12 protein-coding genes are annotated in these 13,131 nt (G+C 70.4%); 7 read left to right on the forward strand and 5 right to left on the reverse strand.

Annotation, left to right across the window (positions count from 1 at the left end):
* The first annotated feature begins 59 nt into the window (after positions 1-59).
* The gene (locus HUA78_RS23840) at positions 60-968 is read left to right on the forward strand and encodes a DMT family transporter (protein ID WP_174467562.1); all 909 of its coding nucleotides are present in this window, start codon (positions 60-62) and stop codon (positions 966-968) included.
* Between the two features lie 13 nt (positions 969-981).
* On the opposite strand, the gene HUA78_RS23845 is transcribed toward HUA78_RS23840, so the two are convergent.
* The 3 genes from HUA78_RS23845 to HUA78_RS23855 all read right to left on the reverse strand — a co-directional run bounded on the left by HUA78_RS23845 (position 982) and on the right by HUA78_RS23855 (position 2,920).
* Positions 982-1,917: an alpha/beta fold hydrolase gene (locus HUA78_RS23845; protein WP_174467561.1), complete on the reverse strand. Its 936-nt coding sequence runs from the start codon at positions 1,915-1,917 to the stop codon at positions 982-984.
* A 201-nt stretch (positions 1,918-2,118) separates the two neighbouring features.
* Entirely contained in the window at positions 2,119-2,598 is a 480-nt protein-coding gene (locus tag HUA78_RS23850; RefSeq protein ID WP_174477230.1) for a peroxiredoxin, read from the reverse strand.
* Between the two features lie 76 nt (positions 2,599-2,674).
* A complete protein-coding gene (locus HUA78_RS23855) occupies positions 2,675-2,920 on the reverse strand; it encodes a hypothetical protein (protein WP_174455907.1) in 246 nt (81 codons plus the stop codon).
* A gap of 266 nt (positions 2,921-3,186) precedes the next feature.
* Here HUA78_RS23855 and HUA78_RS23860 point away from each other — a divergent pair, with 266 nt between their 5' ends.
* Positions 3,187-4,488: an NAD(P)/FAD-dependent oxidoreductase gene (locus tag HUA78_RS23860; protein ID WP_174477231.1), complete on the forward strand. Its 1,302-nt coding sequence runs from the start codon at positions 3,187-3,189 to the stop codon at positions 4,486-4,488.
* 3 nt (positions 4,489-4,491) lie between these two features.
* The gene (locus HUA78_RS23865; protein WP_141646418.1) at positions 4,492-5,451 is read left to right on the forward strand and encodes a sigma-70 family RNA polymerase sigma factor; all 960 of its coding nucleotides are present in this window, start codon (positions 4,492-4,494) and stop codon (positions 5,449-5,451) included.
* 96 nt (positions 5,452-5,547) lie between these two features.
* Here the strand turns inward: HUA78_RS23865 and HUA78_RS23870 are convergent, their stop codons facing one another.
* Entirely contained in the window at positions 5,548-6,342 is a 795-nt protein-coding gene (locus HUA78_RS23870) for a prolipoprotein diacylglyceryl transferase family protein (protein WP_174455904.1), read from the reverse strand.
* Between the two features lie 634 nt (positions 6,343-6,976).
* On the opposite strand from HUA78_RS23870, the gene HUA78_RS23875 reads away from it, so the two are divergent.
* From HUA78_RS23875 to HUA78_RS23890, 4 genes are all read left to right on the forward strand, one after another.
* The gene (locus HUA78_RS23875) at positions 6,977-8,404 is read left to right on the forward strand and encodes a S8 family serine peptidase (protein ID WP_141646416.1); all 1,428 of its coding nucleotides are present in this window, start codon (positions 6,977-6,979) and stop codon (positions 8,402-8,404) included.
* Positions 8,405-8,467: 63 nt separating this feature from the next.
* On the forward strand, positions 8,468-8,881 hold the full coding sequence (locus tag HUA78_RS23880) for a hypothetical protein (protein WP_174455903.1): 414 nt from the start codon (positions 8,468-8,470) through the stop codon (positions 8,879-8,881).
* A gap of 317 nt (positions 8,882-9,198) precedes the next feature.
* Positions 9,199-9,657 carry an SRPBCC domain-containing protein gene (locus HUA78_RS23885; protein WP_174477232.1) on the forward strand — a complete coding sequence of 153 codons (459 nt, stop codon included), beginning with the start codon at positions 9,199-9,201 and terminating at the stop codon, positions 9,655-9,657.
* Positions 9,658-9,944: 287 nt separating this feature from the next.
* Positions 9,945-12,299 (forward strand): transglycosylase SLT domain-containing protein, encoded by a 2,355-nt coding sequence (locus HUA78_RS23890; protein ID WP_174477233.1) that lies wholly within the window; start codon positions 9,945-9,947, stop codon positions 12,297-12,299.
* Positions 12,300-12,362: 63 nt separating this feature from the next.
* Here the strand turns inward: HUA78_RS23890 and HUA78_RS23895 are convergent, their stop codons facing one another.
* The gene (locus tag HUA78_RS23895; RefSeq protein ID WP_141646412.1) at positions 12,363-13,109 is read right to left on the reverse strand and encodes an SDR family oxidoreductase; all 747 of its coding nucleotides are present in this window, start codon (positions 13,107-13,109) and stop codon (positions 12,363-12,365) included.
* Positions 13,110-13,131 lie beyond the last annotated feature (22 nt).

Consider the following 13,131-nt stretch of genomic DNA (forward strand, 5'->3'; position numbering starts at 1 on the left):
CCGGACGCGTGGCGCGTGACATGGGGCGCGGCTTGGAGCAGCGTGCCGCCGCTCCCGTCATGAATCGCACCGCTGGCTTCCTCATCGTGGCCCTGTCCGGAGCGTGCTTCGGCGCGCTCGGACTCTTCGGCCGCCTCGCCTATGCGGCGGGCGCGGACGTCTTCACGCTCCTCTTCCTGCGCTTCACCCTGGCCGGAGCGGTGCTGGCCGCCGTCATGGTGGCCGTGCGCCAGCCGTTGCCGAAGGGCCGCCTGCTGGTGGGGCTCATCCTGCTGGGCGCGGTGGGCTACGTGAGCGAGGCGGGCGTGTACTTCGCCGCGCTCCAGTTCGCTCCCGCGGGGCTGGTGGCCCTGTTGCTGTATTCGTTCCCCGCGCTGGTGGCGCTTCTTCAAGTCCTGGTGTTCCGCGAGCGCCTGGGCCGGCTCAAGTGGGTGGCGGTGGTGCTGGCCTTGTGTGGCACGGGGCTGACAGCGGACCTGCGGCAGGGCGCGGTGACGCCGACGGGCGTCTTCCTGGGCCTGCTGTCCGCGCTGCTCTACGCGGTGTACGTCGTCACCAGCGCGCGGGTGGCGGGCAAGGCGGGGCCGCTGGTCTCCAGCACCGTCATCCTCTCGTCCGCGGGCCTCGTCTTCGGCCTGGCCATGCTGGTGAAGGGGCCGTCCTTTCCCACCACGGGTCTGGGCTGGGGCGCGGTGGTGGGGCTGTCGCTCATCTCCACCGTGGCCGCCGTCTTCCTCTTCTTCCTCGGCATGGCGCGCATCGGCCCGGTGAACACCTCACTGGTGTCCAACATGGAGCCGCTGACGGCGGTGGTGCTGAGCGCGCTCTTCCTCGATGAGCGGCTCAGTCTGCGTCAGGTGTTTGGCGGCGCGCTCATCCTCACCGCCGCCGTGCTGCTGGCCCGCTCGGACACGCCGGGGGCGAACCTGAAGCCCCCCGAGGACGCGACGGCCGAGGGGCCCGCGTAGCCGGCGCCGAGCGTTACCGGGATACGCGCCGCAGGAACTGGCTCACGTCGCGCACGAACGTCTGGGGAAGCTCCGCGTGGGGTGCGTGGCCAGTGTTCGAGTAGAGGATGAATCGCGCATCGGGCAGCGCGTTGACGAGCGCCTGCTGCTGCGCGACGGGGAAGAAGCCGTCCTGGTCGCCGCCCACCACGAGCACGGGCACGCGGATGGAGCGCAGGCGCGCTGAGTGGTCCTCCGCGAGCATGCCGTCCAGCGTGTCCTGCCACACGCGCGCGGGGACCTTCAGGCTCTCCGAGATGAGCGTGTCCAGGTACGAGGCGGGGACGGGGCGTACGAAGGTGCTCGACTGGAACTCGCGGACGAAGTCCGGGTCCACGGTGCCCACCTGCTCATCGACGACGGACTTGAGGAACAGCGCCACCTCGTTGCCGGCGACGGTGGGCGCCGAGCCGACCAGCACCAGGGCGTCCACGCGGCGCGGGAAGTCCAGCGCCACCTGCTGGGCGATGAAGCTGCCCATGGAGTGGCCGACGATGATGGCGCGTCGCTCGCCGACGGCGTCGAGGAAGGCCGCCACGTCCGCGGCGAAGAACTGCTGCGTGTAGCAGCACACCGGGCGCGAGGAGTCCCCGTGTCCGCGCTGGTCCAGCGCGTAGATGTGGAAGTCACGGGAGAAGAGGGACAGGTTCAAGTCCCAGGTGTGGTGCGAGTCCGTGTAGCCATGAAGGAAGACGACGGCGGGGCCGTGGCGCGAGCCCTGCTCCACGTAGCGCAGCGTGACGCCGGTGCGAAGGCGGATGGAGCGCTCGCGGGGCGCGGAGGAGGACAGCTCGCTGGACTGCTCTGACTGGGCTTCGACTTGCGAAGGGGGCTCGGAAGGCGCGGGCTCGGAGGCGGGGCCACAGGCGAGAAGGGGCAGCGTGAGCAGGGCGGCGAGGAGCATCTTCATGGGTGCGTGCCTTGTTCAGAGCCGGCGGGAAATCCGCCGTGACGTCCATCATTCTACGACTACCTCTGACATTGCCTCCTCTGGCATGACGTCTGGGGTCGTATCCACTCAGGGACGAGGTGAACCAGACCCGGAAGCTGTGTTTGTCATCAGCCAGGGCGGAAGGTTTCCGTCCGAGCGAAATCAAGTATCAGACATGTCTCAGCGCAGGAGTTGGAGGGCGTCGAGGAGGCTCGCGTCGGCGGGGCGGTCCGCGCGGTCGTCGCCGAGGTAGCGCCAGACGATGTGGCCCTGGGCATCGACGAGGAAGGTGGCGGGCCGGGCGATGTGGATGCCATCGAGGCCGAGCGCCTTGTAGACGTCATAGGCCTTGGCGACGGTGCGTTGTTCGTCGACGAGGAGGGGGAAGGGGAGGGCGTTGAGGGCGAGCCAACTCTTCACCCAGTGGCGGCCCTGGCAGACGACGCCGACGAGGTCCACGCCGCGCGCCTGCAGGGTGGTGTGCAGTGGGGAGAGGCGCTCCAGGAAGGCCTGGCAGGATGAGCACCAGGTGCCGCGCAGGAAGGTGATGAGGGTGGGGCGGCCGTGACGGAGCAGGGGGCGCTCGACGTCGTGGGCGGGGTCCAGCAGGAAGAATGACGGAGCGCGGAGCGGCTGAGTCGGGGCGGCGAGCTGCGGCATGGGGGCACGTCCTGGGGTGGCGCGAGCGTGCGCGCCATGTGACGAACCCTGGTACGTGCGACCCTTCCGGGAGGTTTCAGGAGGCTTCGTCGGCGTCCTTGGACTCTTCTTTTTCAGCGTCCGGTGCATCCGAGGAAGGGGCAGGTCCGTACACGGGCTCGCTGGAGGGGGCGGGGGACGGCTCCCTGTAGACGGGCTGGGTGTTGGACCGGGTGCTCGGGTGGTCGAAGCGGTCGATGGGGAGCAGTGGGGCAACCCACCAATAGTTGCTGCAGCCCGTGAGAAGCAGACCCGCGACGACGGCGATGGTGACGTGGCGCATGCGTGACTCCAACCGGCCCTGAGTGCCCGCACCATAACCGGGATTTCCGTGCAGGCGACTCGCGATGAATTCGCGGGGAAAAAGGGCTCGCGAGGGGATGACACCTGGCTCGCGGAATTTGCGCATCCAGGCTGCCCGTACGGTGCGTTGCCCGGCACGACGCGCCGCGTCCTGGTGGTGAGCCTCCTGTAACCTTTCGCCCCCCATTTTCGTGGAGTCGTCGAGTGCTCGGGATTTTCCCGGGCATGACTCGACGGAGGGCGGACATGGAAGCGAAGAAGGTGGCGGTGGTGGGCGGCGGGCTGGGTGGGCTGGCGGCGGCGGCCCTGCTGGCGCGCGGCGGCTGCGCGGTGACGCTGTACGAACGCTCCAAGCACCTGGGAGGACGCGCGCAGACGTCGGACGTGGAGGGCTTCCGCTTCAACCTGGGGCCGCACGCCCTCTACCGCGCGGGAGCCGCCATGCGGGTGCTCGGGCGCCTCGGGGTGAAGCCCCAGGGCGGAATCCCTGGCCAGTCGGGCGCGGCCTACGCCCTGCGCGCGGGCCGGCTGCACACCCTGCCGCGTGGCCCCGTGTCGCTGATGACCACGGACGTGCTGAGCCTGCCCGGCAAGCTGGAGATGGCCCGGCTCCTCGCGAGCCTCCCCCGAATCGACCCGGACACCCTGGCGCATGTGTCCCTGCGCGAGTGGTTGAACACGCGCCTGTCTCGCGATGACGTGCGCGCCGTCATCGCCACGCTGGCTCGCGTGGCCACCTACTGCGGAGACCTGGACGCGATGAGCGCACAGGTCGCTGTGACGCAGCTCCAGCTCGCGCTCGAGGCGAACGTGCTCTACCTCGACGACGGCTGGGCCGCGCTCGTGTCGTCGGTGGAGGCCGTCGCCCGCGACGCCGGAGTCACGCTGGAACTCTCCGCGCGAGTCGACGGTGTCGTCATCGAGTCGGGCCAGGTCCAGGGCCTGCGAATGGGCGACGGCACGGTGCGCGCCGCGGACGCGGTGGTGCTGGCCGGCAGCCCGGGCGACGTGTCCAGGCTCCTGCCCGAGGACACGGTGCTCGCGCGAGAGGCCGCCGAGTCGACGCCGGTGAAGGCCGCCACGCTGGAGCTCGGCCTGTCGCGCCTGCCCAGGCCGGAGGCGCTGTTCGCGCTCGGCATCGATGGTCCATGGTACGTCTCCGTGCACTCGGCCGTCGCGAAGCTGGGGCCGGAGGGAGGCGCCATGGTGCACGTCATGAAGTACCTCGCGACGCCCGACACCGAGGCGACTGAAGCCGAGCTGGAGGCGGTGATGGACGTGCTGCAACCCGGCTGGCGCGCGCACCTCGTCGCCCGGCGCTTCCGACCCTCGCTGGTGGTGAGCCACCGGATTCCCACGGCGAAGTCGGGAGGACTCGCGGGCCGCCCGCCGTCGGAGGTGCCTCACGTGCGCGGCCTCTACCGCGTGGGAGACTGGGTGGGCGACGAGGGCATGCTGGTGGACGCGTCCTTCGCCAGCGCGGAGTCGGTGGAGCGAGCCCTGCTGCGCCATCGCCACGAGGAGCCGCGCCTCGCGGTGGGAGCCTGAGACATGGCGGACCAGGAGCACGGCGCGTTGGCGCGGGCGGCACGGGAGCACGAGCGCTACCTCTGGGGGCTGTGCTACCGCATGACCGGCGTGGCCGCGGACGCGGACGAACTGGTGCAGGAGACCTTCGCCCGCGCGCTGACCTCCCCTCCGGAGCGTCACGAGGAGCTGCGCCCCTGGCTGACGCGCGTGGCGGTGAACCTCTCGCGAGACGCCCTGCGCCGCCGCCGACGCGAGGGCTACATCGGCCCCTGGCTGCCCTCGCCGCTGGAGACTGGTGACGAAGAGGTGCCGCCCGCGGTGGAGGCGCGGCTGCCGGGCGGCGGCTCGACGGAGGGCCGCTACGAACTGCTGGAGAGTGTCTCCTTCGCGTTCCTGCTGTCGCTGGAGGCCCTGACCCCCAAGCAGCGCGCCGTGCTGCTCCTGCGCGACGTGTTCGACTCCACCGTGCACGAGGTGGCCGAGGCGCTGGGCATGACCGAAGCCAACGTGAAGGTCGTGCATCACCGCGCCCGAGCGGCCATGGCGGCCTACGACGGCGCGCGCTGCCTGCCGACGAAGGACCTCCAACAACGCACCCGCGCGGCGCTCGAGGGCTTCCTCGGCGCGCTATTGGCCGGAGACGTGGCGGCGGCCGAGGCCCTGCTCGCCCACGACGTGCTGACCCTGACGGATGGGCGGGGCGAGGTGCGCGCGGCCCACGTGCCCCTGGTGGGCCCCAAGCGCGTGCTGACGTTCCTGACGCGGCTGATGGAGCAGCGCGGAACTCCTCTCGCGGTGGAGCTCCAGTGGCTCAATGGCCTGCCCGCGCTGGTGCTGGTGTACCCGCCCGGAAAGGACCCGCTGCTCGCCACGCGCGCGGTGGTGCGAGTGGAGCTGGGCGCGGACGGCCGCATCGCGCACATCCACTCGGTGCTCACCCAGCGCAAGCTCTCCGGCGTGCGCATGCCCACGCCCGCGTGAGTCGAGCGGAGCACCCGGGCGCGGCGACGTCACGCGGCCCGGACAGCAGAAGGCCCTCGCGAATCACCGCGAGGGCCTCGGGGAACGACGGCCTGCCTACCGCGCCGCGCCCAGCGTGTTCCCGGGTGGCGCTGAAGGCGCGCGCGACTCGCGGCGGCGCAACAGCCCCCACACGCCATAGGCCACCAGCGCGAAGCAGCCATACTGCGCGGGCGTCAGGCCGAAGTAGCGCGCGTCCACGTAGTTCATGTCCGTGGCGCGCAGGAAGTCGAAGCTGAACCGGCACGCGGCGTACAGCAGCGAGAGCAGCGGCAGCAGCCGCCCCTTCATCTTCTCCACGTCGCGCAGCGCGTACAGCAGGCCGGAGATGAGGAAGAGGGCAATGGCGTCATACATGCCCAGGTCGTGCCGGGCCCCGTTGGGGAACGCCACCGCGAGGAAGAAGTCGGTGCGCACGCCCGGGTGGTCATGCACCGCGAAGCAGCCCAGCCGCGCCACCGCCCAGCCCGGCGCCACGCCCAGGGCGAACGCGTCCGCGTAGTCGTTGAAGCGCAGCTTCCGGTGCCGGAAGAAGAAGATGGCCGCGATGATGCCGCCCACCAGGCCGCCAAAGGACGACAGCCCGTCCCACACCTTCAGAATCTGGAGCGGCCCCTTGGCCAGCTCCTCCGGGTGGTAGAAGAACAGGTGCACCCAGTGGCCCACCAGCACGCCCACGCCCACGCCCCAGGGGGCGTAGTCGGCGAGCGGCGTCGGGTCCAACCCTTGGCGCTGCGCCTGGCGACCGAGCAACCGCGCGGCCAGCAGGATGCCCACGGCGACGAAGATGCCGAAGGGCTCGATGGTGAGGGGCCCCAGCTTCAGCGAAGGGGCATGCCAGTAGGGAATCACGTCGATGGCTCCAGGGGGCGTACCGTCCCACCCACTTAATCCGTCGTGGGGGACGTAGGCGAACAATTGTGGGGGCGCGAACTTCCCCCTCCCTCCCCGCCTCCTCCGACACCCCAGGTCGGCTGGCGGACACCGCTCGTGTGACGCTCCGAGCAGTCAGGGGGGCCTCCTTCATACTTCCCGACGCTCCGGAAAGTCCCGTTAGGACCGATTCAGGGGGGCTCGTGCGTCTACAGCATGGAATCCCTGGTTTAATTGTCAGGCCCGTCCTGTCCAATCTCACAATGGGTTCAGGGATTCCTGGAGGAGAGCGCGAAGCCATGGAAGGGCGAACCACAGCCACCGCAGGTCGGGCGCCAGTGACGGCGACGGGCCGGGGTGTGCGCGGGCTCGCACGCGAGGACGCGGTGGCGTCCTTGAAGTCCTGGGGAGTCGGGGGCCGGAGGGCTGCCCCACGCAGCGAGGAGGTCTCATGCGCCGGGGTGGAGGACCCGGCTGTTCGGCGCCGCTCAGCGCGCGCCATCCACATCCGCCGGGCTCGCGAGGCTCCGGGCGCGGCGGACGCAGCTTGGGTGCCGGTGGCCCTTGCCTCACGCCGCCAGCGTTGCACGGTCGTTCAAGGAGTAGACAACCCATGAAGTCCTACCTGTTGGTTCCCAAGGAGTCCATCGAAACGCAGGCCCGCGTCGGGCCTCGCGGTACGCAGCAAGGCGAGCGCGTGCTGCCGCGCACCACGGCACTTCGCTTCGCGGTCGCCAACCGCGCACCGGACACCCTGTCGTCGCTGGGCCTGCGCTCGGCCACGCTGCCCGGCCCGCGTCCGGCCGTCAGCGGCCAGGAAGAGCGCAAGCGCGTGGCGAAGGGGTCCAAAATCAAGCGCCCCACCACGCGCGGCGCCGACGCCTCGACGACGCCGCTGCCGGGCTCGCCCGTGACGGAGCAGACCGGCAGCGAGGCGGGCAGCTTCCGCTTCATGCCGCTCATCGGCGCCACCATGGCCCACTTCTACTCGGAGGCCACGGAGGCCGAAGCGCGCGGCGAGCTGTCCGCGGACTTCGAGTTCATCCCCGACGTCGTGCCCCTGTCCTTCCCCGGCCCCGTGTCGGCGGGACAGTCCGGTCCGCGCAACCGGGGCATGAGCTCGCTGGCCGAACGCGAGTGGCCCGAGGAGAGCGGTGTGCCCCTGGCCCACGCCCAGGGCATCCGCGGCGCCGGAGTGTTGCTCGGCGTGCTCGACACCGGCGTGGACGCCGACCACCCCGAGCACGCCGCCAAGGTCATCCAGTTCCGCTACGTGTCGCTGTTCCCCAACTCGCCGCACAATCCGGCACGCGACATCCGCGGCTTCGACCCGGATGGCCACGGCACGCACGTGTGCGGCATCGCCGCGGGCACGCACCACGGCGTTGCTCCGGAGGTCGACCTCTACGTCGCGTCCGTCATCGAATCGGAGACCATCCGCACCAGCCTGGGCCGCGTGGCCGCCGGCATGGAGTGGCTGCTGCACCAGTTCAGCAGCCCGCAGAACGTCACCCGTCCCGCCGTCGTCAATCTCTCGCTGGGCTTCCCGCTCAAGCCGCCGCCGGGCATCTCCGAGGCGGACTACAAGCTCAACCAGCGCGCGCTCCAGACGATGATTCGTCGACTGCTCGACAGCAACGTCCTGCCTGTTGTCGCGGCAGGCAACAGTGGACCCGACACGGTTGGTTATCCAGCCGCCTTTGACGAGTCCCTGGCCGTTGGTGCAGTCGACTTCGAGCGCAACGTGGCTCATTTCTCCGCCAGCGGTGTCGTGGAGCGCCGCGTCGTGCCCGACATCATGGGTTACGGAGTGAACGTGTATTCCAGCACTGAAAGGCGCTGCAACAATCAGGCGTTCTACGAGCGAATGAGTGGCACGAGCATGGCGGCGCCTTATGTAGCGGGTATCGCGGCGCTCTATCGGTGTCGTGCCCCTGACTTGACGGCGCTCGAGGTGCGGGATTTGATTTTGGCCAATGCGGTCAAACTTCCTCGCTCAAGCGGACACCGGACAGGCAAGGGCCTGGCTGTATTCAGGTGACGGCGGTGGGTTGAAGCCGGGGTCGGCGCCAGTGGAGCGCCGGGCCCGGGGGAGGATGAGGCCATGAGCAGAAAGATTGGCGAGCCGGGGGACGGCTTCGCTGCGGGCATGCCCCGCGTGTCCTCGGCGGTCCGTCCGCTGCCCGGCCTGGCCGGGGCGAGGACGCAGCCGGAGTGGATAGACATCACGGTGATGCCTCGCGAGGAGCCCAAGGCGCCTCGAGGGCACGCCCCTGTCCGTCCTCCGCCCTTGTCACGGGCGGAGGTCCAACGGGCCGGGCTGGCGGAGAGCGCTCGCTTCCACGAGAGCTTCATGCGCTGGCTCGAGGCGCACCACCTCCTGGGCTCCGTGCGTTCGGTGAGCGAGCCGGGCTCGTTGCCCATGCTCCACCTGCGCTGCGCGCCGCGCGTGCTGGACCAGCTGCGGCGTGCTCCGGAGTTCGAGGCGGGCGCGATGATGCCCGTCGACCTCTACTAGCGGTGGGTGCCCCTCGCCGTGCACCCCTGGTCTGGGCTCCCCATCCGATGCTGCGGAGGGCGGCCCGCGGTGGCTTGTCCCACCATGCGCGATGCCCGTGGGCTGCTCGCGTGGGAGAAGGGGAGGGGACGCCGTCTCCTTTCCGGGAAACGCACGGGCTCTCCGCTTCTTCCTGATTAACGTAGAAAGTCGCGATTCTCATGTCATCCCGCAATCGCCCCGCGGGGCATGTGGGCGTCGTGGGGCGGTCGAAAGAGGACACCGGACGGGCTGGGGGTGGCTTCCAGTCGCCAGTGGCGAGGGGAGCGGGGAGAAAGATGTTTCGACTGAGGACCGAGGCCTTCATCGATGCGCCGCCCGAGGCGGTGTGGGCGGTGCTGGGAGACTTCGCCCGCTATCCCACGTGGAACCCGTTGATGGTGGAGGCGCGAGGGCGGGTGGAGCGCGGGGCGCACGTGAAGATGAAGGTCCGCCCGCCTGGGGGACTGGGGCAGGTGTATGGCTTCACGGCGACGATGACGCGCGTGGAGCGGCCCGGGGCGCTCGAATGGACGGGCGGCATTCCGGGCGTGATGCATGGGCGACACTTCTTCCTGTTGTCCGCCGAGGGCACGGGGACGCGGCTGGTCCACGGTGAGGACTTCAGCGGCGTGGTGACGTGGGTGGCGGGGCGCATGCTGAAGACGCTCCAGTCATCCTATGAGGCGCTGAACCGCGCGCTGGCGGAGCGGGTGAAGGCGGAGCTGGCGAACCCTGCCGTGTCCACGTCGGCCTGAGCGCGTTCATCCGCGTCCCAGGCGGCGCGCTCATCAAGAGGTGACGTGAGCGGCTCCGGTGGGTCCGCCGGTGCGCGAGGCTCCGCGGGTGGTCTTTCGCCCCACTCCCGCGCGGCCACGCCCACGCGTGGCGCCGTGCTCCGTCGTGTTTCGTGCAGTGACGCGTGGACACAGCGCGCGCGTGTATCGCCTGGACGACGCGTGCGCGCTCGACGCGCGTGTCACCCGGTCCCAAGTCCGCCCGGCGTGCAAATCCTCAGTGGCCCGATTCGCGGAAGAGGGCATGCATGGATGGACGACGTCGGCTGCGCGTAGGTGCCATGGCGATGTGCGTGGCCTGCGCGGGCCTGGTGGGCGGCGCGGGTTCCGCTCGGGCGCAGTCGCCCGAGGATGACGGGCCGGGTGAGGTGCTGTCGGAGGAGCAGTTGGAGCAGTTGCTCGACACGCCGGCGGAGCAGCCGTCGGGCGCGGAGCTGTCGGTGGTGTCCTTCGGGCCCGAGCAGCTCGCGCCCTACTTCGCGGAAGGCGTGCTCGCCAAGGCGCGGGCCGAGCTGCGCCGGGGTCGTCATGCGCGCGCGCGTGCGCTGCTCGAGGACGAAGAGCCCACGCTGCCGGTCCGCTTCCTGCGCGCGCAGAGCTCGATGTTCGCTCGGGACTACGCCACCGCCGCGGATGAGTTCGCCGCGCTGGCCGTCGACTACGTCCCACTGAAGGACCACTGCCTGCTGTGGGCGGCGCAGGCGAATGAGAAGCTGCGTCGGCTGGAGCTGGCGGCGTCGCAGTACCGCGAGGTGAGCTCGGGCTCGCCGCTCTACGCGGAGGCGCGCTTCAGTCTGTCGCGCGTCCTGCAGCGTCGGAAGGACATCCCCGGCGCGCTGCAGGCGCTTCAAGAACTCATCGACAGCCGGCAGGCGCGTGGGCCGGATGCGCTGCGGATGAAGGCGCTGCTGGCCATCTGCGATTTGGCGCGTGTCCAGGGCCTCTACAACGTCGAGCACCGCGCGCTCCTGGAGGTGTGGGCCACCAATCCCCTGTCGCGCGAGGCGCAGCGTGCCCGGCAGCGGCTGCAGGGCCTGCCGTTGCCCACCAAGTGGAAGGTGCGCCGGGGTGAGGCGCTGGTGGAGCTGCACCGCCACGCCGCCGCGATGGACATGCTGTGGGGCGTGATGTCCTCGGTGGACCTGCCCGACGAGCTGTCCTGTCGCGCGCACCTCGCCTACGGGCGCGCGTTGCGCAAGGACCGGCAGCACCGCCGCGCCATCCAGCTCCTCTCGCCCGTGGCGGAGAAGTGCATGTCCGCCGAGCAGCGGCCCCAGGCACTCTACGTGCTGGGCTACTCGCAGTCGGTGGTGGACCCCAAGGCCGCCATCAACACCTATGCGACGCTCGCGCGTGACTATCCCGAGCACGGCTATGCCGATGACGCCCTGTTCTTCGAGGCGTGGCTCCTCCAACGTACGGGCCAGCTCGACAACGCCTTGGCGCGTTACGAGGAGACGGCGCAGCGCTACCCGGGAGGCAACTTCGCGTCGGAGGCGCTCTTCCGGGCCTTCTGGCTGCACTCCCGGCGCGAGGCTCCCGCCGAGGCGCTGGCCGCCCTGGAGGCCGTCGAGAAGCTGCCCGCGGCGTCGCGCACGGACGAGGCGCTGTGGCGCTCCCGCTACTGGCGCGCGCGTGTGCGGGAGCCCGTGCCCCTGACGAACGCGACGGCACTCGACGAATACGAGCAACTGGCCACCGAGCGACCCGCGACCTGGTACGGGATGCTGGCGCGCTCGCGGCTGGCGTTGCTGGCGCCGGAGCGACTGACACGCCTGGCTCCGCCTCCCGGGGCCGGTGGTGACGTGCCGCCGCCGGACGAGGTGTGGCCGTTGCCGCCCGGGCCGCTGCGCCATGACGCGCGCTTCGCGGCGGGCGTGGAGCTGATTCGTCTGGGGCAGCCAGGGGCGGCGGAGGAGTTGCTCGCGGTGAACTCGCGGGGGCTGGCCGAGGCTCCCGCGCGCCTGCTCTACCAGACGGTGCTGCGCACGGGACGCAAGCGGGCCGCGCGGCAGGTGGCGCGCGAGTCACTGCGTCAGGAGGTGCAGGGCCCCTTGAGCGCGGCGTCGCGTCCCGTGTGGGAGGCGACGTGGCCGCTGGCGTTCCGGAATGTCATCCAGCGCTATGCGCGCGCCTCCAAGGTGGACCCGGACCTGATGCAGGGCCTCATCCGCGAGGAGAGCCGCTTCCGTCCGCAGGCACGCTCGGCCACGGGGGCGCTGGGTCTCGCGCAGCTCATGCCCGCGACGGCGCGACAGGTGGCCAGCTCGCTGAAGCTGGGCGAGGTGGGAGAGGCGGCGCTGCTCCAGCCCTCGCAGAACGTCCGGCTGGGCTCGGCCTATCTGGGGCAGTTGCTCAACCGCTTCGGCGGGAACATGGCGTACGCGGTGGCCGCCTACAACGCGGGGCCCGGCGCGGTGGACCGCTGGCGTCATGCGCTGCCACAAGCCGAGCTGGACGAATGGGTGGAGCACATCGCCTTCGACGAGACGCGCGAGTACGTGAAGCACGTGCTCGGCAGCTACGGCGCCTACAAGTTGCTCTACAAGGGCGAGCCCGTGCTGCTGCACCAGACTCGCGTGGGCGACGTCAGCCGAAGGTAGCGGCCGAGGGCGACCCGTGAGAGCCGCATCCCCACGCTCGGTGGGGACACGGCCCGGAGCGGCCTAGAAGTTGAGGCCGCCGTCCACGTCGATGGTGCGGCCGTTGAAGTAGTCGCACTCAAGGATGAACTTCACGGCCAGCCAGATGTCCTCGGGCAGGCCGATGCGGCCCACGGGAATCGAGGCGACCAGCGCGTCGCGGGCCTTCTGGTTCATGCCCTGCGTCATCGGCGTCTCAATCATGCCCGGTGCCACCGCGCCCACGCGGATGCCGAAGGGGCCGAACTCGCGCGACCACGTCACCGTGTTCGCCGCGAGCGCCGCCTTGGCGGACACGTAGTTGGACTGACCGCGGTTGCCGTGCCGGGCGATGGACGACATGTTGACGACGACGCCGTTGCCCTGGTCCGTCTCCACCATCTTCGCCACCACCTCGCGCACCATCAGCGTGGCGCCCGTGAGGTTGACGCCGATGACGGTGTTCCAGTCGGCGGTGGACAGCTTCTTCACCTGGCCCGTGGTCCGGTCCTTCTTCACCAGCAGCGCGTCGCGCAGGATGCCCGCGTTGTTGATGAGGCCGTTGAGCCCGCCCATCGCGCCGTGCGCCCAGCTCACGAAGGAGACGATGTCGTCCTCCGAGGACACATCCAGCTTGCGGCGGTGGATGCCCGCGGGCAGCGCCGCCAGCTTCTCCTCGTTGACGTCGCCCACGGCCACCTGCGCGCCCGCCTCCACCAGCCGCTGCGCGAAGTGCGCGCCCATGCCCTGGGCACCGCCCGTCACCACCACCTTCAGGTCCTTGAGCTGCATGTGTCTGTCTCTCCGGTGTGTT

Source organism: Myxococcus sp. CA033 (assembly GCF_013336625.1).
Taxonomy (GTDB): domain Bacteria; phylum Myxococcota; class Myxococcia; order Myxococcales; family Myxococcaceae; genus Myxococcus; species Myxococcus llanfairpwllgwyngyllgogerychwyrndrobwllllantysiliogogogochensis.